This is a genomic window from Rahnella sp. RFA10(1/100), assembly GCF_004195115.1.
Taxonomy (GTDB): Bacteria; Pseudomonadota; Gammaproteobacteria; order Enterobacterales; family Enterobacteriaceae; genus Rahnella; species Rahnella perminowiae.
Map to the genome: position 1 here is coordinate 37814 of NZ_SEWR01000003.1, position 20054 is coordinate 57867.

Genomic DNA, 20054 nt, shown 5'->3' on the forward strand with positions numbered 1-20054 from the left:
ATTTAAGTGCTCATCGCTGCTTTTTAGTGCATCCGGATTGATAAAAAGGTTTTGCCTGCATGAATACAGTGCGGGGAAAGCTAAAAACGGGAAAAGAAAACCGGGGGAAAAAGATAGCCGGTACCGCGGAGAGACGGCACCGGCATAAGATTATGCGTTTTCTGTTGCAGGTGTAATCTGTCCGGCAGAAGCCAATTGCTGCCCGGCAAGTTGCAACTGATACATCTGATAATACCGGCCTTTTTCTGCCAGCAGCTGCAAGTGATTACCCTGCTCAACGGCTTGTCCGCGGTGCAATACCAAAATATTATCGGCATCTACGATCGTTGAAAGCCGGTGTGCAATAACCACAAGTGTAGTCTGCTGACGGATAGCCCGTAATGCGCGCTGAATTGCCTGCTCTGTGCCGGAGTCAATATTGGCCGTTGCCTCGTCAAGGATCAGAATTTCCGGTGCCTGCACCAAAACGCGCGCCATCGCCAGTAATTGCTTCTGCCCGACAGAAAGATTATTGCCCTGTTCTCCCAGACGCGTATTGATACCTTCGGGCATTTCGCGCACCAGCGGTGAGAGCTGGACAATGTCCAGCGCATGCCAAACCTGTGCTTCATCAATATCACGGCCTAACGTGACATTGGCAAATACGGACTCTGCCAGAACGACCGGATCCTGTTGCACCATCGCAATACCTTTACGCAGGCTGGTGTGCGATAAATCGGCGAGGTTACGCCCGTCAACCCGGATCTCACCTTTGTTTAGCGGATAATAGCCCATCAGCAGATTTGCCAGCGTGCTTTTACCGCTGCCGGTATGCCCGACCAACGCGACAAATCCGCGTGATGGGACGTGCAAAGAAATGTTTTCCAGCACCCATTTATCCGGCAGATAAGCAAAGCTGACGTCTTTGATATCAATCTCACCGCTGGTCAGCAATTTATCATCGGGTCCATACTGCTGCTGCGTCCTGTCCATCAAATCAAAGATACGCTCACCGGCAACCACTGCCTGCTGCATAATCGATTGCTGTGAGGTCAGTTCAATCAGAGGCTCGTTGAGCCGTCCGAGATAATTAATGAAGGCGTATAAAACACCAACGCCTACAGAGCCCTCTGCGCTGAATCCAAAGAGAATGAGCAGACCACATAAAATTAACGAGGAGAATAAACTGAGCAAAGGACGCAACAGGAATCCTTCCAACCGCAGCGTTTGCATACGGGCCATATAGTGCGACTGACTGGCGCGGGCAAGCCGTTCCCCGAATCTTTTCTGCTGGCGGAACTGCTGAATGACATTCATACCGTTGATGACTTCATTGAAACCATCATTAATATCCGCCAGGTAAGCACGTACTTTGCGCACCACCGGCGTACTGTAAATCTGGTACAACCCCATAACAACAAACACGGCCGGGAAGATACAAATCGCCACCGATGCCAGACGCCAGTCGAGACTGAACATCGCCACCAGCATTGCCCCAATCAGGGCAATACTGCGCAAGACTGTCGATACCACAGTCACATACAAATCACGGATAACTTCCGTGTCGTTTGTCACGCGGGAAATCAGCTGACCTACAGGTTGAGTATCGAATGCACTCAGCGGCTGCCGTAGTGCAGCATCCATAACTTCGGTGCGCAGGCGCTGAACGACACCCACCGCAGCACGGTTGAACAACAGTGCCTGAAAATAATGCAGGCTTGCCGCCAGGAATTGCAGGAAAAGAAAGCTTAACGCGAGCAAACTAACCTTCCCCCACGGCATCTCACCTTTAGCCACGTAATGATCAATAAAGAAGCTGATTAAGATAGGGCCGGTCACTTCCGCTGCAGCGGCAATCCATAGCATCAGCACCGCATAAGACAGCGGTGTAGTGTAGGGTTTTCCGTATTTTAACAGGCGCTTTAGCGTTGGCCAAAGCTTCTGAATTTTAATTATTTTTTGTTCAGCCACGGTGTTCCGGCTCCTTTTCCTGCGGCACATCATCCAGCGCGGCTTCTAATTGCTGATAACGGAACATATCGCGGTACCAGCCGGGTTCTGCAGCAAGCTGATCATGATTGCCACGCTGTGAAATACTCCCCTGACTGAACACCAAAATTTCACTGGCTTCGGTCAGTGCTGAAAGACGATGAGCACTGATGATCACCGTACGGTCACTGCCCCACTGGCGAAGATTGTGCAGGATCTGGTGCTCTGTCCGGCCATCAACGGCGGATAAAGCATCATCAAGGATCAGAATTTCAGCTTTGAGGAGCAGTGCACGTGCAATCGAAATACGCTGCTTCTGACCACCGGAAAGCATGACGCCACGCTCGCCGACTTCAGTGTCATATCCCTGAGGCAATCGCAGAATATCGTCATGAACGCTGGCGAGACGCGCGGCTTCTTCAATCTCTTCCTGCGTGGCATCAGGTCTTCCGAGCGCGATATTCTGCGCGACAGTGTCTGAAAACAGGAAAGGCGTTTGGCTGACAACAGCCAGACGGGCACGCCAGTCATCAAGCTGAATTTCTTTAAGGGATAATCCGTGATAACGCACATCCCCGTCAGTGACATCGAACTGGCGCTGAAGGAGTGCCAACAGCGTGCTTTTACCGGAACCTGTCGGACCGCATAGCCCCAGCATTTGCCCAGGTTGCAGGGAAAAATTGACCGACGTTAACGCAGCGTGGCTATTTTCCGGATAATGGAAATCAGTGATGCGGGCTTCCAGCACCGCACGCTCTGCCGGTAGGGGGATGATGCCATCCACAACAGAGGGGGCTTCCTGCAACAGGCTACGAATACGACTGTAGGCCGCACTGCCACGTTCGACGATGTTAAACATCCAGGCGAGCGCAAGCATCGGCCAGATCATCAGGCCAAGGTACATGACAAAGCTGGTGAGTTCACCCAGCGTCAGGTGACCATTAACGACCATCCAGCTACCGCCGCCGATGGCCAGCAGATTCGCCATGCCGATAGAAACATAAATGGTCGGATCAAAGCGGGCATCAACGCGCGCGACACGCATATTTTTTGCACCGGTATCCGCAGCCACTTCAGCAAACTGCGATGACTGATGATTCTCCAGGCCAAAAGCTTTGATCATGCGGATACTGGTCAGGCTTTCCTGCGCCTGATCGTTAAGCGAGGAAAACGCAGCTTGTGCAGTCTTGAAGCGGGAATGAAGTTGGTCGCCATAGCGCTTGATGATGATGGCCATCACCGGCATCGGCACCAGCGAGAGTAATGTCAGTTCCCAGCTGATCTGGGTTGCCATAACGATAAGTACCGCCAACCCCATGACCAGAGAATCCACCAGCGTCAGTACGCCCTCCCCCGCAGCGAACACCACACGGTCGACGTCATTCGTAGCACGTGCAATTAAATCGCCCGTGCGATGGCGCAGATAAAAAGCAGGATGCTGGCGACTCAGCTGACGAAAAAAGTCCTGCCGCAGTTCAACTGCAAGCTGATAAGACGCGCCAAAGAGCAGCACACGCCAGACATAACGCAGCAGGTAGACCACAACAGCCGTACCCAGCATCAGGCCAAGCCACGCAAAAAGCATGCTGTAAGACATTTGTTTTGACGTAACACCATCGATAATGACCCCCACCAGTTTTGGCGGCAGTAATTGCAGAACGGCGATAATGACCAGTAAGGCGACGGCTCCCAGATACCGGCGCCATTCACGCCGGAAGTACCAGCCCAGTTGTGCAAACAATCTCACGCAGCATTTTCCATACAAATAATAATGATTTTATTGAGTTAAACCGGCAGCCGAACTCCCCGTTTCCTCTTCAGGCCGACAAGGATACCAGAGTTAACAAGTGTTTCTGATGAAACTTTTTACTGCAACTTTTGCATTAAATCGGCAATGCAGTGGTCGATTTTATGCGCTCCATCGCAAAACTTGAGGTCACATCGTTCAGTCCTGGAATGCCATTCACAAGTCGCTTGTAAAAGTTATCGTAGCTTTTCATATCGGAGACCTGAACCTGCAGCAGGTAATCGTATTCGCCCGCCATCCGGTAAAAACCCAGCACCTCCGGAAACGCTTCGACTTGCTGAACAAATCGCTGATACCACTCGCTGTTGTGATGCTGCGTCTTAATCAGCACAAATGCCGTCAGGCTCAGCCCCAGTTTCTCACCATCGAGCAACGCCACTTTCCCGCAAATAATCCCTTCATCTTCAAGACGCTTTATTCTTTTCCAGCAAGGGGTGGTCGTGAGATTGACGGCCTCCGCCAGTGTGTTGAGAGAAAGGGTGCAATCCTTCTGTAGCAACGATAAAAGTGCGCGGTCAGTTTTATCTATCATCTCGCTCTCCCGGAGAAATATTTTCTCTCAATAAGGGTATTCATGGCAAAAAGAGTAACTTATTTCTCTAATGATTACGTTATTCTTTATCTTATCAAAACTTACTTACGAGCCTGCAACATGCGTAATTCCTGGGTCAATCACGCCATCAGAGAAATCGACGCCGATTATCAGCGTTCAGCCGACACACATTTAATCCGTCTCGCACTGAATGATTTTCCCGGAATTTCGTTGTATCTGAAGGATGAAAGCACGCACCCTTCCGGCAGCCTGAAGCACCGTCTGGCTCGCTCATTATTTTTATATGGCCTGTGTAATGGCTGGATCCGCGAGAATACACCGATTATTGAAGCATCTTCGGGCAGTACCGCCATCTCCGAAGCCTATTTCGCGCGTCTTCTGGGCCTGCCCTTTATTGCCGTGATGCCCGCCTGTACCGCCCCGCGCAAAATTCAACAAATTGAGTTTTATGGCGGCCGCTGTCATTTTGTCGAAAACTCCGGTCAGATTTATGCTGCCTCGGAGCAGCTCGCGAAAGAACTGAACGGCCATTACATGGATCAGTTTACCTACGCGGAGCGGGCCACTGACTGGCGCGGCAACAATAATATTGCAGACAGTATTTTTCGTCAGATGTCCTGCGAACCACATCCGGTGCCGCGTTATCTGGTAATGAGCGCCGGCACCGGCGGAACGTCCGCAACACTTGGCCGCTACATCCGTTATCGGGGGCACGATACCGAACTGGTGGTGGTGGATCCGGAAAACTCTGTCTTTTACGATTATTTTCAGCAACGTGACGCCAGCGTTAATGCACAATGCAGCAGTCGCATTGAAGGTATTGGGCGCCCGCGTGCCGAACCCTCATTTATTCCTGACGTCATTGACAGCATGATGCGAGTGCCTGATGCCGCAAGCATTGCTGCCGTCCGCTGGCTTGAGCAGGTACTGGGGAGAAAAGTCGGCGGCTCGACTGGCACCAATATGTGGGGAGTATTGCAACTGGCAAAACACATGCGAGAGAAAGGCGAAACCGGTTCGATCGTTACCCTGCTTTGCGACAGCGGCGAACGTTATCTTAATACCTATTTTGATAATCACTGGGTAGAGAATAATATCGGTGATATTTCGGTTTATGCGGCACAACTGGAAGGACTTAACTAATATTTATCAAAAATAATTCGCGTTGCAGGCAGGCGGCAAATGTGTGAATCCCAATGAACATACATCAGTAAATGATTCGGGTGAGCAAACGCAGCCAACGCCTTTGCAGCTTGAAGTATGACGGAAAAAAGCCGGGACAGTTAAAGTGAACCCGGCTTGCTGCAATACCTTATTATTCGGGGGAATAGGTGAGGTGTGGAGTCTGCAGCCAGTGTTGCAAAAAGTGAGACACAGCCTGATTACGGCAATGTCCGATAATTTGTAAATGAGAGGCTCGTTCCTTCAGCACAGGCAAGGCGTTACCCATGATCAGCCCCATCCCGACACTTTCCAGCATTTCCTTGTCGTTCATGGCATCGCCGAATGCCATGCATTCTGACATATCGATACCCAGACCAGCAGTAAGAAGCGCCAGAGCGCTGCCTTTATTGCTCCCGGCTGGCTGCACATCCAGACAGTCTGCCGCTGAAAAACACAGGTCAAGGCGCGGGCCGAAATGCGCTTCAAGTTGCGGTACCAGCGCCAGCAGGGTTTCGTGCGGTGCGCAGAAACAAACTTTGCTGTTGCCGGAGTCAGGTAATAAACGCAGATCCTGTAACTGGTAGCGAAAGCCGCTGAACTGATGCGGGATCAGTAAATCCGGATCATCCAGAGCAGTAAACCAACCGTCATCACGGAATACATGCAAGCTGGCAGGCGTGTCCCATTGCGTATGTAAAAGCTCATGCGCACAATCTTCGGACAAGTCACTGGCATGCAGCCGGTGCCCGGATAAGTCATGAATGCGCGTGCCGTTTCCGGTGATCAGAAAACCTTCAAGCCCGATATTCGCCAGAATATCTTTCATTTCGAGATAATGACGGCCAGTCGCAAACGTCAGTTTTATTGGCTTTTCGGCCAGCTGTCGTAGCGTCGCCAGCGTTTTTTCGCCCAGCGTGTGATCAGGTAAAAGCAGTGTGCCATCCATATCAAATGCAGCTAAACGGAACATATTTTCTCTCAGAAAGGGAATGATTTTCACCGTCAAAGTATGGACTGCGATTTGCGGAACTAATAGTGAACAGTTTGTGAATACTGTTCCGGTTTTAGTTCACACTTTGGCTCTTCACTGCAAGCCAGGGCATCATAGGTGCGATAGGCTGAGCAGATTATTTAATCTGAAAAAATAAGGCTTCCTGTTTATCGTGCGCCTGCAAAACCGGCTAAATCAGTTCCAGCGTTTATACCTGAAGACCGGACAACATCCGGTTCAGTTTACCGTGGCAGAACTGGCAGAGGTATTCTGCTGCAGTGAACGGCATACCCGTACACTGTTGGCACATTTTCAGGATGCGGGCTGGATTGACTGGCAATCGCAAGCCGGCCGCGGGAAACGCGCCTCGCTCTGTTGCCTGAGAACACCTGAAGATCTGCGGGGAGCCTATCTGCAGGCACTGCTGAAAAATGGCGAACATTCGGCCGCATTGCAACTTAGTCAGTTGGATCCGAGCCATCTCAATGCATTGCTCGCACCGCATTTGGGCGGACAATGGCAGGAGGATGCGCCCACACTGCGCATTCCTTACTATCGCCCTCTCCAGCCGCTGGATCCATTGACACTGACCGGTCGCGCTGAGCAGCATCTTGCCCATACTATTCATGCAGGGCTGACACGTTTTATTCCGGGAAATTCAACCCCTCAGCCCGATCTTGCTCATCACTGGCAAATCAGTAATAACGGCAAAACCTGGCAGTTTTTCCTGCGCAGCCAGTTGTTCTGGCATAACGGTGAACCCCTTAAAACGGCGCAATTGATGGCGCGTTTTGAACAACTGAGAAATTCGCCGCGCGGTAAACATAATCTGGCATCCGTGAGCAAATTGTCACAGCCGCACGCACTGTGCCTGCAGTTTGAACTCGATAAACCTGATTACTGGCTGGCGCACCGGTTTGCCGACCTGAACTGCTTGTTATCGCATCCTGATAACCCGCATATCGGTGCAGGCCCTTTTCGCCTGACTACCTTTTCGCCCGAACTTCTCAGGCTGGAACAACATACGTTGTACGCCTTGCAGCACCCTTATCTGGCAGCTATCGAATTTTGGATCACGCCGCAACTGTTTGCGCAGAAGAGCAACGTCAGTTGCCAGCATCCTGTGCGGATCATTTTGGGGGAACAGGATGAATTATCGCGTGTGAAACCCGTCAGACGCAGTACCAGCCTGGGATTTTGCTACATCGCTGCCAATCTTAAACGTGGTGTGTTAAATGAGGCTCAGGCACGTAAAATCGTCCGTATTATTCAGCGCAGCGGCATGCTGGATAATTTACCTATCGATCATGATCTGGTGAAAGCCAGCAAGGAAATGTTGCCTGGCTGGCCAATACCTTTGCACGATGATGCGGATGTTCCGCTGCCTGCAAAACTGACATTACTGTTTCACCCGCCGGTTGAATTCGAGCTGGTGGCGAAGGCGCTCCGGAAAAAGCTGGCGGAAGAAGGTTGTGCACTGGAGATTAAGTATCATGCCGGGCGACTATGGGAAGATGATGCACGGCTGGACTCGGCTGACCTGCTTCTCGGTGATCGCCTGATTGGCGAATCCCCTGATGCATCACTGGAAAACTGGTTACAGCAAGATCCGCTCTGGCCAGGAATTCTGCGTGAAGAAGATTATGGCCGCCAGCAACAACGCCTTAGCGCTATCCAGCAAATTCCGCTGGAAAATCATCGCTCGGACGAACTGCGCGATCATTTTTTTCAGTGGATGCAATCAGCCATCGTCACGCCATTGTTTAACTATCAGTATCAGGTCAGCGCACCACCGCGCATCAGCGGAGTGCAACTCACCGCATGGGGCTGGTTCGATTTTTGTCAGGCATGGGTTCCGCCGCCACTGCCAACGGAAAGTACCTGAAGGAGCTGTTTCACTACACTCTGAAGGGAAAGGAAAGTAACATTAGGGCAATTTTACTGCCCGGTGCGCAGTAGGTTTTAGATAATGGTTTTAACAACAGGTAATCTTAATGAAAAGAGCAGTGGTGGTTTTTAGCGGCGGACAAGATTCAACAACCTGCCTGATTCAGGCTCTGCAGCAATATGACGAAGTCCACTGCGTTACTTTCGATTATGGTCAGCGTCATCGTGCAGAAATCGAGATCGCACAAAAACTGTCTGTGGAACTGGGTGCTCGTGCCCACAAACTGCTGGATGTCGGTTTGTTAAACGAACTGGCTGTCAGCAGCCTGACCCGCGATAATATTCCGGTGCCAAACTTTAATGATGAAAGTAACGGCGGCCTGCCGAGTACATTCGTTCCCGGCCGGAACATCCTATTTCTGACACTGGCAGCCATTTATGCCTATCAGATCCAGGCAGAAGCGGTGATCACCGGTGTGTGTGAAACTGACTTCTCCGGTTATCCTGATTGTCGCGATGAATTTGTTAAGGCGCTGAATGCCGCCGTCTCACTGGGTCTGGCACGCGATGTTCGCTTCGAGACTCCGTTAATGTGGCTTAATAAAGCCGAAACCTGGGCACTGGCTGATTATTATCAGCAACTGGATCTGGTTCGCCATAAAACGTTAACCTGCTACAACGGCATTGCCGGTGATGGCTGCGGTGAGTGTGCAGCATGCCATTTGCGCGCCAATGGCTTGCAACAGTACATGCAGGATCAAGCGGGCGTGATGAGTAACATGAAGAATAAAACCGGGCTGCGCTAGTATTAGGGTTGTGGTGTTGCAGTGACTGACTTTCGGTAACGGGCGGCTTACAAACCGCCCGTCTGTTTGTTCTTTCCACACGGCAGTTATTTTGTATAAAGCGAAAAGGTTAATCGTTTTCCAGTTCCAGTTCACGTAACCGTTCGAGCAATTCCCCTTCCAGCGGCAGCGCTTTTTGCGTGCGCAAATCGATACATACGAACGTCAGCGTCGCATCCGCAACCACTTCACCTTCACAGGTAACAACCTGCTCGAGAACACCGCTGCGTCCGTTCAGTTGCTGCAAGCTGCTGTCTATACGCAGAACGTCGCCCAGTACGGCCGGTTTTCGGTAGTTGATGTTGATATTCACCACAATGAAAGCAATCTTGTTTTGGCTCATCCACTGGAAACCCGACTGATTGTCGAGCCACTCCCAGCGCGCCGTTTCAAGAAACTCCAGATAACGCGCATTATTTACGTGTTGATAAACATCAATGTGAAAACCGCGAACTTTAATGAACGTATGCATAATCGTTAAAAAACTCCTGATAGTCGTCTGAGGTATACGACCAAACTGGTCAGATGTCTTTAGAGATTAGCAGAAGAAAACGGCGGCAACCGTTAAGGGATCACCGCCGCGACATCCGTCACAATTTCAGACGGTCCCTGTTACGCTCAAACAATGCGGCGCCGATCCCCGGCACCTCACGCAGTTGTTCAATATCCGTAAATTTCCCCAGCTCTTCGCGATAACTGACAATGGCTTGCGCCTTTTTCATACCGACTCCGTTCATCACGCTGGCAAATTCTTCCGCCGTCGCTGTGTTGATGCTTACGGTACCTTCATCGGTGACGGCTACTTGCTCCTTTTTCACTTGCGGGCCAGTGTTTTTGCTGGCTGCCGTCGCCGGTGCCGGTGCCGTGGTCGCCACGCTACTGGTCGCATTGGGAGCGGCTTGCAACATTACAGGCAGTGTAGAAAGCCCCAGCGCCAGCGCTAACGAAAGTGAGGTAATGCCTAATTTTTTCATGCTGTATCCTCCATGTGTTTGACAGCATGGAGAGAGTGCATCAGGCAAAGAAAGCGGACAATGGGCAACTTTCAAATGTGGAAAAGGCCGCGGAAGCGGCCTTTTGTTTGTTGCAACGCGTTGCAAAACTTTGCGGCGTTTACTGGTTTTGTGCAGCAGAACCGTATTTAATTTTCGCTTCCTGGCGCAGGTTGGTCAGTAGCGCATCAAAAGTCACATTCGAGGAGGTCTGTTGCATTTCCTGATTAAAACGTACTGCATCGGCGTCAGGAAGGGTGCCTGGCGTCACCGCATTCAGTTTGACCAGTACGCTGTTGCCTTTATCGTCCTGAGTCAGGCCATAAACCGGCTTGTCTTTCTGAGGATGAGGCAGCGCGTAGACGTTTTCTTCGAATGCGGAAGGTTGCTGGCTGCGTTGTACTTTCTGGACTGCGCCAAATGTCAGGCCAGCAGCTTTCATGGCATCATCGCCTTTGCCATCTTTCAACGCGGTCAGTAATTTCTCGCCTTCCATCCGCGCCTGATCCTGTGCTTTCTGCCGCTTCACCAGCGTCGTCACCTGATCTTTCACGTCAGCGAAAGGTTTGACCCCTTCAGCTTTATGCGCATCCACGCGAACCACAAAGGCCCGGTCACCATCAACGGTAATAATGTCTGAGTTACTGCCCGGAGAACCGTCCTGACCAATCAGGCCACCGTCGAAAATCGCCTGTACCACAGGTTTAAAATTAATACCTGCCGGGATTTGATTTTGGGTGAACCAGTCAGTATGAACCGCTTTCGTACCGGCAACTTCTTCAGCTGAGGCCAGAGATTCGTTGTCATTGGTTGCCGCTTCGCTGACTTTCTGTTGCAGCGCGTAGTAAGCATCCAGTGATTTCTCTTGTTTAAGCTTGTCTGCAATCGTGTTGCGAACGTCAGCTAACGGTTTGACCTGCTCAGGCGTCACATCATCAAGGCGCAGAATGAAGAAGCCGCTGTCAGATTTAATCACACCGGAAACCTGACCTTTCGTAGTCAGATTGGCATTTTTAAATTCGGGTAACGTGGTTTCAGGTTCCATCCAGCCCAGATCTCCCCCCTGTTTGGCACTCAGGGTGTCGGTCGATTTAGACTTAGCCAGCGCCGCGAAATCGGTGCCTTTTTTCAGCTCGGCGGCCACAGCATCAGCATCAGCCTGAGATTTCAGGACAATAACGCTGTAGCGACGTCGTTCAGGCTGACCAAATTCGCTTTTATGCTGGTCGTAATAAGCGCTGATATCCGCATCCGACACATCTGTTTTCCCCTGCATGGCCGCTGCATCCATTTCGATGTAGCTGACTTTCACCTGTTCAGGCGAGAGGAAGTTGTTCTTGTTCTGATCGTAGAATGCCTGCAATTCAGCATCAGTGACCTGCTGTTTAGCTGCCAGTGCATCGGTATCCACTGTGGCAGTCTGCACATCACGGCTCTGAAGAATCAGCTCACCCAATGATTTGCTTTCCACAGGCAGAACGAAATCGGACCGGCCATAGGCCTGTTCCAGCTGCTGACTGATGAGTTGTTGTTTCATCAGCTGCGCAAAATTATCGGCGGTGTATCCCATACCCTGGATGCTTTGCAGATATTTAGCGTTGTCGAAACGCCCGTCAGTCTGGAATTGCGGGGTGGCAATAATCGCGTCTTTGATCTGCTGATCGCTGACGGTAATGCCTAATTTTTTGGAATACTGATCCAGCAAAGTGACATCAATCAGATTGCTCAGGGATTCCTGGCGTAATTGCTGCATATAACCGTCGCTGCCCGCAAGCGCAGAGAATTGATCTCCAAGCTGCTGTTGCAAACGGCTACGCTGGTTTTGAACTGCCTGTTCCAGCTGAGCACGTCCTATTTCCTGACCATTCACTTTCGCTGCATAGTCGCCTGAACCGCCGATCAGGTAGTTGCCCACCCCTGTCAAAATAAAGGACAGAATAATCAGGGCCAGAATGATTTTGAGCACGACGTGATTGGCGGCCGCGCGTAAATTGTCCATCATAGTGTGGCAACACTCCGCTGTAATAAAAAAAGCGCACCGTTTTCGATGCGCCTTATATCTTACCTTACCAGCCCGATGACGTCAGGTTATTGTTTAACAACCAGACCTGAATGAAAAAGCATCAGTGATGCGCTTCACACAGTTTCGACGTCAGTCTGCGGGTAATTAACCGTTAACGGCATCTTTCAGCGCTTTACCTGCACGGAAGCCAGGCACTTTAGCCGCTGCAATGCTGATTTCTTTACCGGTCTGTGGGTTACGACCAGTACGTGCTGAACGTTCGCGCACAGAGAAAGTCCCAAAACCAACCAGAGCTACTTCATCCCCAGCTTTCAGGGTGTCAGTGACAGATGCAAGAACAGCATCTAAAACACGTCCCGCTGCGGCTTTAGAAATATCAGCGCCTGCAGCAATTTTGTCGATCAATTGTGACTTATTCACTCTTATCATCCCCTCTTAAAATTCGTTCATCACGGCGCATTTTCCCTACGGACGTGACCGCGCTGCTGTTATATCAATCTTGTCAGAGCGATGCAAGCGACTGAAAGCAGCCTGAAACTCTATGACCGTTGACTAAGTTAACGGCACAAAAAAAAGCTGGCAAGTGAGATTTCACCTGCCAGCCTCAGTTTTATTCAACTGTGTAAGCTGAAGTCACTATTTTGCTGCCACCGGCAATGCGCCGTAGGCCGGATTTTGCAGTGCAATGTTCAGAACATCATCAATGCGTTTTACCGGGTGGATCTCAAGATCTGCCAGCACGTTTGCCGGAATTTCTTCCAGATCACGTTTATTGTCGTCCGGGATCAGAACCACTTTAATGCCGCCACGATGGGCTGCCAGCAGTTTTTCTTTCAGACCACCAATTGGCAGAACCAGACCACGCAGCGTGATTTCACCGGTCATCGCAACATCTGCACGAACGGGGTTGCCTGTCAGACAAGACACCAGCGCGGTACACATAGCAATACCCGCACTCGGACCGTCTTTTGGCGTTGCCCCTTCTGGTACGTGAACGTGAATATCACGTTTTTCGTAGAAGTCAGGATTAATACCCAGTTTGTCTGCACGTGAACGGACAACCGTCAGCGCGGCCTGAATAGATTCCTGCATGACTTCCCCCAGAGAACCGGTATAAGTCAGCTTACCCTTGCCCGGTACGCAGGCCGTTTCGATGGTCAGCAGTTCGCCACCCACTTCGGTCCACGCCAGACCTGTAACCTGACCTACACGGTTTTCGGTATCAGCACGGCCATAATCGACCTTCTGCACACCCAGGAAATCTTTCAGGTTGTCGCCGTTGATTTCAATATGCTTGGTGTCTTTATCCATCAGCAATTGCTTAACCGCTTTACGGCACAGTTTCGACAACTCACGTTCCAGACTACGTACACCCGCTTCACGGGTATAGAAACGGATAATACCGATGATTGCGCTGTCATCCACAGTCAGTTCGTTCTGCTTAAGCGCATTGCGTTCAAGCTGCTTCGGTAACAGATGCTGTTTGGCGATGTTCAATTTTTCGTCTTCGGTATAACCGGAAAGACGAATCACTTCCATACGGTCCAGCAGCGGAGCCGGGATATTCATGGAGTTAGAGGTCGCCACAAACATCACATCTGACAGGTCATAATCGACTTCCAGATAGTGATCGTTGAACGCCACGTTTTGTTCCGGATCCAAGACTTCCAGCAAGGCAGAGGCCGGATCGCCACGCATATCCGATGACATCTTGTCGATCTCATCAAGCAGGAACAGCGGGTTTTTAACCCCTACTTTAGCCATTTTTTGGATCAGTTTGCCCGGCATGGAACCGATATAGGTACGACGGTGACCGCGGATTTCCGCTTCATCACGTACGCCACCCAGCGCCATTCGCACATACTGACGGCCAGTCGCGCGTGCGATTGACTGACCCAGTGAGGTTTTACCCACGCCCGGAGGCCCCACCAGACAGAGGATAGGCCCTTTAATTTTGCTGACACGACTCTGCACAGCGAGATATTCCAGAATGCGGTCTTTGACACGCTCCAGACCATAATGGTCGGTATCCAGAACTTCCTGTGCTTTGCGCAAGTCCTTTTTAACTTTGCTGCGGGCATTCCATGGCACCTGAAGCATCCAGTCGATATAACCACGGACAACCGTGGCCTCGGCGGACATCGGCGACATCATTTTCAGTTTTTGCAGCTCAGCTTCGGTTTTTTCACGCGCATCTTTCGGCATTTTGGCCGCTTCGATTTTGCGTTTCAGCGCTTCGTGTTCGTCAGGTGTGTCATCCATTTCACCGAGTTCTTTCTGAATCGCTTTCATTTGCTCGTTCAGATAGTACTCACGCTGACTTTTTTCCATCTGTTTTTTGACACGATTGCGAATGCGTTTCTCAACCTGCAACAGGTCAATTTCCGATTCCATCATCGCCATCAGATATTCCAGACGCTCGGTGATATCAAACATTTCCAAGACAGATTGTTTGTCAGCGAGTTTCAGTGGCATATGTGCAGCGATGGTATCAGCCAGACGTGCAGCGTCTTCAATGCTGTTGAGCGAAGTCAGCACTTCCGGCGGGATCTTTTTGTTCAGCTTGATGTAACCTTCAAACTGATTAATCGCAGTACGCACCAGAACTTCCTGCTCGCGTTCATCCACAGCCGGAGATTCCAGGTATTCCGCCTGGGCAGCAAAATGCTCGCCACTGTCAGAAAGTGTCGTAATACGCGCGCGTTGTAACCCTTCCACCAGCACTTTGACCGTGCCGTCCGGGAGCTTCAGCATTTGTAATATTGAGGCAACCGTACCCACGGAGAAGAGATCGTTAACGCCCGGCTCATCTGTTGAGGCTTCTTTCTGGGCCACCAGCATGATTTTTTTGTCGTGATCCATTGCGGCTTCGAGGCATCGTATCGATTTTTCCCTGCCAACAAACAACGGGATCACCATGTGCGGATAAACCACCACATCGCGCAGAGGCAATACGGGGATTTCTATGCGTTCAGAACGCTCAGGGTTCATAGAGCTCTCTCTTAGTTTAGCTTCCGCCAGGTTAAGGAAATCTCGTGAAACACGAGTCAGACGGGTTTCAGCAAGTCGTTAACTGAGTATATGGGGATGAATGTCCGACATTCAACGATAAGAATGTGCGAAAAAAAAATGGGGGACAAAATCCCCCATTTCGTGGCTAACTCTCTGGATAGATTGGCTAATTATTCGCCAGATGCTTGTTGCGCTTCTGGTTTGCCATAAATCATCAGAGGTTCTGACTGACCCGCAATCACGGATTCATCAATAACCACTTTCTCGACATCTTCGAGAGATGGCAGATCATACATAGTATCCAGCAATGCAGCTTCCACAATGGAACGCAGACCGCGGGCCCCGGTTTTACGGACCATGGCTTTTTTCGCGATCGCCGTCAGTGCTTCGTCCCGGAATTCCAGTTCAACGCCTTCCAGATTGAACAATGCCTGATATTGCTTAGTCAGCGCATTTTTCGGCTCTTTCAGAATCTGAATCAGAGCTTCTTCATTCAGCTCACTCAGGGTCGCCACCACGGGCAGACGGCCAATGAACTCTGGGATCAGGCCAAATTTGATCAAATCTTCAGGTTCTGCCTGAGCCAGTAACTGACCTTCCGTCGCTTTCTGCTCTTTGCCTTTCACTTCGGCACCGAAACCGATACCGGTATTGGTATTGATACGCTGTCCGATGACTTTATCCAGGCCGGCAAAAGCACCGCCACAGATAAACAGAATTTTCGAGGTATCAACCTGCAGGAATTCCTGCTGTGGATGCTTGCGTCCGCCTTGCGGTGGAACGGCAGCCACCGTGCCTTCAATCAGTTTCAACAGCGCCTGCTGAACACCTTCACCGGACACGTCACGCGTGATCGATGGGTTGTCCGATTTGCGGGAAATCTTGTCGATTTCATCGATATAAACAATACCGCGTTGCGCTTTCTGAACATCGTAATCGCATTTCTGTAGCAGTTTCTGAATGATATTTTCGACGTCTTCCCCCACATAACCGGCTTCGGTCAGGGTGGTCGCATCGGCCATCGTAAATGGCACATCCAGGAAACGTGCCAGGGTTTCAGCCAGCAGCGTTTTACCACTACCGGTCGGCCCGATCAGCAGAATGTTGCTCTTACCTAATTCGATACCGTTGCTGGTATCGCCATTACGCAGGCGCTTGTAGTGATTATAGACCGCCACTGCCAGCACTTTTTTCGCAGGTTCCTGGCCGATAACATAATCGTCAAGGTGCTGACGGATTTCATGCGGCGTCGGTAGTGCACTGCGTTCACGGTGTGGCGCGACTTCTTTGATCTCTTCGCGAATAATGTCATTACATAAATCGACACATTCATCGCAGATATACACTGACGGCCCGGCAATCAGCTTACGAACTTCATGCTGGCTTTTGCCGCAAAAAGAGCAGTACAGCAGCTTTCCTGAACCGTCTTTGCGCTTATCTGTCATCAGTAAACCTCTTCTCTGGTATCAGTCCCGCAGCGTAACAATAACACCACGACACCACTATATTACACAACAGCCGCATGTTTGTTTGGCTGATGTCTGTTCATTCCTGTTATGACTCATTTCAGCAGAGCTTTAGTGGCTCAAGCTCTGCCGTTGAGACGACCGTATGAGTATAACTATAGACCATCAGCCCGGCAGAAATAAGCCGTCAGGCGCGATGGGTAAATACGGAGTCTACTAACCCGTACTGTACAGCCTCATCAGCGGACAGGAAACGATCACGCTCAGTGTCACGCTCTATTTCTTCAAGAGATTTTCCCGTATGTTTCGCCATCAGTTCATTCATACGAGATTTCACTTTCAGGATTTCTTTAGCGTGGATTTCGATATCTGTTGCCTGACCCTGGAAACCACCCAGTGGCTGGTGGATCATTACCCGTGAGTTTGGCAGGCAAAAACGTTTGCCTTCAGCCCCGGCGGTCAGCAGGAATGCACCCATTGAACATGCTTGTCCCATACAAATCGTGCTGACATCTGGTTTGATAAACTGCATGGTGTCATAAATCGACATACCGGCAGTGATCACGCCACCCGGTGAGTTGATATACAGATAAATGTCTTTTTCCGGGCTTTCTGCTTCCAGGAATAGCATCTGGGCAACAATCAGGTTAGCCATATGGTCTTCGACCTGACCGGTCAGGAAGATAATACGTTCCTTAAGCAGACGGGAGAAGATGTCGTATGAACGCTCGCCCCGTGAAGTTTGCTCAACCACCATGGGTACCAACGCCATGTTTGGTGCAAATTGCTCTCTTTCACCACTGTATGACATAACCGTCTCCTAATAGATTCTGTTTGGCGCTATTTAACATCAATTCTACTTGAGATAGGCACACATGACTATGCTCAAGCGGCCAAGTCGCCATTTACACGCCTGACGGTGTTTATCAGTCAGATTTTAAGTACAAATTTACCTGGGTTAGTTCTTATCAATGGGGGAAATTGCCCCCTTTTTCAAGCCTGCAGGGACATTTCTTTTTTTGACGCGCCCCAGGCTCCGTAAAAAACCATCCTGAGGGGGGCGGTCAACGGTTTCTACGTCGGCTGTGCCTTATATTGATAAATATAGTGCAAAAACAACAGTCAAAAACAAAAATACCTGATTTTCAGGAAATAAAAAGCCCGCAGTAAAAACTGCGGGCTTTGGAAGCAAACCTGTAAACAGGTTCAGCAATGTGCATTAAAATTATGCAGGTTGAGTCTGGTTCATCAGCTCAGTAAAAGTCGTGGCCTTTTCGGTCACTTTCGCTTTAGACAACAGAGTTTCGACCGCTTGTTCTTCCAGCGCGACGTTACGCATGTTGTTCATCAGCTCTTTATTTTTGCTGTAGAACTCAACCACTTCTTGTGGATCTTCGTACGCTGATGCCATTTCTTCGATCAGCGCTTTAACGCGATCTTCATCAGCTTTCAGTTCGTGCTGGCTGATGACTTCGCCCAGCAGCAAACCGACAACGACACGACGCTTAGCTTGCTCTTCGAACAATTCGCGTGGCAGTTCCAGCGCTTGTTTTTCGTTGCCGCCAAAACGTTGTGCAGCCTGACGACGCAGAACATCCACTTCACCGTCGATCAATGCAGATGGCACGTCGATTTCGTTAGCGCTGACCAGACCGTCAATTGCCTGAGTTTTGATGCGGTTACGAACAGCACCTTTCAGCTCGCGTTCCATGTTTTTACGCACTTCAGCGCGCAGACCTTCTACAGAACCATCAGCCACGCCGAAACGTTTGATGAATTCTGGCGTCAGCTCTGGCAGCTCACGTTGTTCAACTTTCTTCAGGGTAATAGCAAACTTAGCCGCTTTACCTTTCAGGTTTTCAGCGTGGTAATCTTCCGGGAAGTTCACGTCAATAGTGAATTCTTCACCGGCTTTGTGACCAACCAGACCGTCTTCGAAGCCTGGGATCATGCGGCCCTGGCCCATAGCCAGTACGAAATCAGAAGCTTTACCGCCTTCGAATTCTTCACCGTCAATAGAACCGGAGAAATCAACAGTTACGCGGTCTTCAGCAGTGGCAGCAGCATCAGTTTCTTTCCAGTCCGCTTGTTGCTTACGCAGAGTTTCCAGCATGGTGTCAACATCAGCGTCGTTAACTTCAACAACCGGTTTTTCAACTTCGATGTTTTCCAGATCTTTCAGCTCAACTTCCGGGTACACTTCAAATTCTACGGAGAAGTTGAAGTCTTCACCCTGCTTGTACTCACCCGGGATATAGTTAGGTGCGCCAGCTGGATTGATTTTTTCTTTGATGATCGCATCAACGAAATTGCGTTGCATCAGATCACCCAGTACGTCCTGACGTACTGATGCGCCGTAACGCTGTTCGATGATATGGCTGGGTACTTTGCCTTTACGGAAGCCGTCAATACGTACTTTTTTAGAGACGTTGATCAGTTCACTGCTCACTGCTTTTTCAATGCTTTCAGCAGGAACAGTAATCGTTACGCGGCGCCCAAGGCCTTGAGTGGTTTCAACAGAAACTTGCATCTTGTTACCTCAAAAAAAAATCACAGTGCTCGGTCAACTCCAGAAGTCGTTCTCAAGATGAGCGCAAACTTACCTTGAAAACGACTTCTAAGAACCGGGACAGTTCTGTATCAGAACGTAGCCCTGTATTCGAGAGCGTCCGAAACCATTCCGGAAAAATTAGACGCGACATTATAGCGGCGCATACGCATTGAGTCGAGGACGGTCTCTGATGCGCGGGAGGGAAACTCACACGGGACTCGATCCTTCGAAAAATGCGGTCATTTCAGAGGCACAAACCTCTTGCCGTCAGTCCGTCAGAAGAAAAACAAAAACGGCCCGCAGGCCGTTTCTTGAAATTCGCACCTACTAATACCGCATCTGACAAGGAAAGTTCCAGTTTTACCGTGTCAAATGCCGATATTTATGCCTTTTGTGAATCAGATCGCCACTGTCAGGCCATTGTGCCCGCACCACGACATGGCGGTGAAGCCGGTACCGTATCCTGTAAGCCTTCCCATTCTTTCAAGGTATACGTGTGCAAAGCCAGCGCATGTACACTGCCTGCCAGCTCCTCGGTTAATTTCCCGTAGATGGCTCGATGGCGCGCCAGGAAACGCTCCCCGATAAACTTATCGGACACCATGACCACTTTAAAATGGCTCTCAGAGCCTGCCGGGACATTATGACGATAGCTTTCGTCAGTCACTTCCAGAAACGCAGGTTCGAATGCTTCAACTAATTTTGCTTCTATTTGCTCACGAATCATAGCAATCTCCTTACACCGCATCAGCAGAGAACTGCGCCTGTCTGGTACCCCTATCCTCTTATAATGAT

At 50.2% G+C, this 20054-nt stretch carries 16 protein-coding genes; 3 read left to right on the forward strand and 13 right to left on the reverse strand.

Going from position 1 to position 20054, the window contains the following annotated elements:
- Positions 1-150: 150 nt before the first annotated feature.
- The 3 genes from ETV65_RS10570 to ETV65_RS10580 all read right to left on the reverse strand — a co-directional run bounded on the left by ETV65_RS10570 (position 151) and on the right by ETV65_RS10580 (position 4307).
- Positions 151-1935: a SmdB family multidrug efflux ABC transporter permease/ATP-binding protein gene (locus ETV65_RS10570; protein WP_129953311.1), complete on the reverse strand. Its 1785-nt coding sequence runs from the start codon at positions 1933-1935 to the stop codon at positions 151-153.
- Between the two features lie 7 nt (positions 1936-1942).
- Positions 1943-3715, reverse strand: a complete 1773-nt coding sequence (locus tag ETV65_RS10575) for a SmdA family multidrug ABC transporter permease/ATP-binding protein (protein WP_129952828.1) — start codon at positions 3713-3715, stop codon at positions 1943-1945.
- Positions 3716-3851: 136 nt separating this feature from the next.
- Entirely contained in the window at positions 3852-4307 is a 456-nt protein-coding gene (locus ETV65_RS10580) for an Lrp/AsnC family transcriptional regulator (protein WP_129952829.1), read from the reverse strand.
- 120 nt (positions 4308-4427) lie between these two features.
- On the opposite strand from ETV65_RS10580, the gene ETV65_RS10585 reads away from it, so the two are divergent.
- Positions 4428-5471 (forward strand): PLP-dependent cysteine synthase family protein, encoded by a 1044-nt coding sequence (locus ETV65_RS10585; protein ID WP_129952830.1) that lies wholly within the window; start codon positions 4428-4430, stop codon positions 5469-5471.
- A 172-nt stretch (positions 5472-5643) separates the two neighbouring features.
- On the opposite strand, the gene cof is transcribed toward ETV65_RS10585, so the two are convergent.
- On the reverse strand, positions 5644-6462 hold the full coding sequence (cof, locus tag ETV65_RS10590; protein ID WP_129952831.1) for an HMP-PP phosphatase: 819 nt from the start codon (positions 6460-6462) through the stop codon (positions 5644-5646).
- 193 nt (positions 6463-6655) lie between these two features.
- Between cof and ETV65_RS10595 the strand changes: the two genes are divergently transcribed.
- Positions 6656-8368 carry an SgrR family transcriptional regulator gene (locus tag ETV65_RS10595; protein WP_129952832.1) on the forward strand — a complete coding sequence of 571 codons (1713 nt, stop codon included), beginning with the start codon at positions 6656-6658 and terminating at the stop codon, positions 8366-8368.
- A gap of 109 nt (positions 8369-8477) precedes the next feature.
- Positions 8478-9176 carry a 7-cyano-7-deazaguanine synthase QueC gene (queC, locus tag ETV65_RS10600; RefSeq protein ID WP_129952833.1) on the forward strand — a complete coding sequence of 233 codons (699 nt, stop codon included), beginning with the start codon at positions 8478-8480 and terminating at the stop codon, positions 9174-9176.
- A gap of 109 nt (positions 9177-9285) precedes the next feature.
- On the opposite strand, the gene ETV65_RS10605 is transcribed toward queC, so the two are convergent.
- The 9 genes from ETV65_RS10605 to bolA all read right to left on the reverse strand — a co-directional run bounded on the left by ETV65_RS10605 (position 9286) and on the right by bolA (position 19986).
- On the reverse strand, positions 9286-9687 hold the full coding sequence (locus tag ETV65_RS10605) for a YbgC/FadM family acyl-CoA thioesterase (protein ID WP_129952834.1): 402 nt from the start codon (positions 9685-9687) through the stop codon (positions 9286-9288).
- A 118-nt stretch (positions 9688-9805) separates the two neighbouring features.
- Positions 9806-10189 (reverse strand): helix-hairpin-helix domain-containing protein, encoded by a 384-nt coding sequence (locus ETV65_RS10610; RefSeq protein ID WP_129952835.1) that lies wholly within the window; start codon positions 10187-10189, stop codon positions 9806-9808.
- Between the two features lie 139 nt (positions 10190-10328).
- Positions 10329-12209, reverse strand: coding sequence for a peptidylprolyl isomerase (gene ppiD / locus ETV65_RS10615; protein WP_129952836.1), 1881 nt, complete (start codon positions 12207-12209; stop codon positions 10329-10331).
- Between the two features lie 165 nt (positions 12210-12374).
- The gene (gene hupB, locus ETV65_RS10620; protein ID WP_013576637.1) at positions 12375-12650 is read right to left on the reverse strand and encodes a nucleoid-associated protein HU-beta; all 276 of its coding nucleotides are present in this window, start codon (positions 12648-12650) and stop codon (positions 12375-12377) included.
- A 216-nt stretch (positions 12651-12866) separates the two neighbouring features.
- On the reverse strand, positions 12867-15221 hold the full coding sequence (gene lon / locus ETV65_RS10625; RefSeq protein WP_129952837.1) for an endopeptidase La: 2355 nt from the start codon (positions 15219-15221) through the stop codon (positions 12867-12869).
- A gap of 191 nt (positions 15222-15412) precedes the next feature.
- Positions 15413-16687, reverse strand: coding sequence for an ATP-dependent protease ATP-binding subunit ClpX (gene clpX, locus ETV65_RS10630; RefSeq protein WP_095924953.1), 1275 nt, complete (start codon positions 16685-16687; stop codon positions 15413-15415).
- Between the two features lie 208 nt (positions 16688-16895).
- Positions 16896-17519 (reverse strand): ATP-dependent Clp endopeptidase proteolytic subunit ClpP, encoded by a 624-nt coding sequence (gene clpP / locus ETV65_RS10635; RefSeq protein WP_013576640.1) that lies wholly within the window; start codon positions 17517-17519, stop codon positions 16896-16898.
- Between the two features lie 414 nt (positions 17520-17933).
- A complete protein-coding gene (gene tig, locus ETV65_RS10640; RefSeq protein WP_129952838.1) occupies positions 17934-19238 on the reverse strand; it encodes a trigger factor in 1305 nt (434 codons plus the stop codon).
- Positions 19239-19671: 433 nt separating this feature from the next.
- Entirely contained in the window at positions 19672-19986 is a 315-nt protein-coding gene (gene bolA / locus ETV65_RS10650; RefSeq protein WP_112151718.1) for a transcriptional regulator BolA, read from the reverse strand.
- Between the last annotated feature and the right edge of the window lie 68 nt (positions 19987-20054).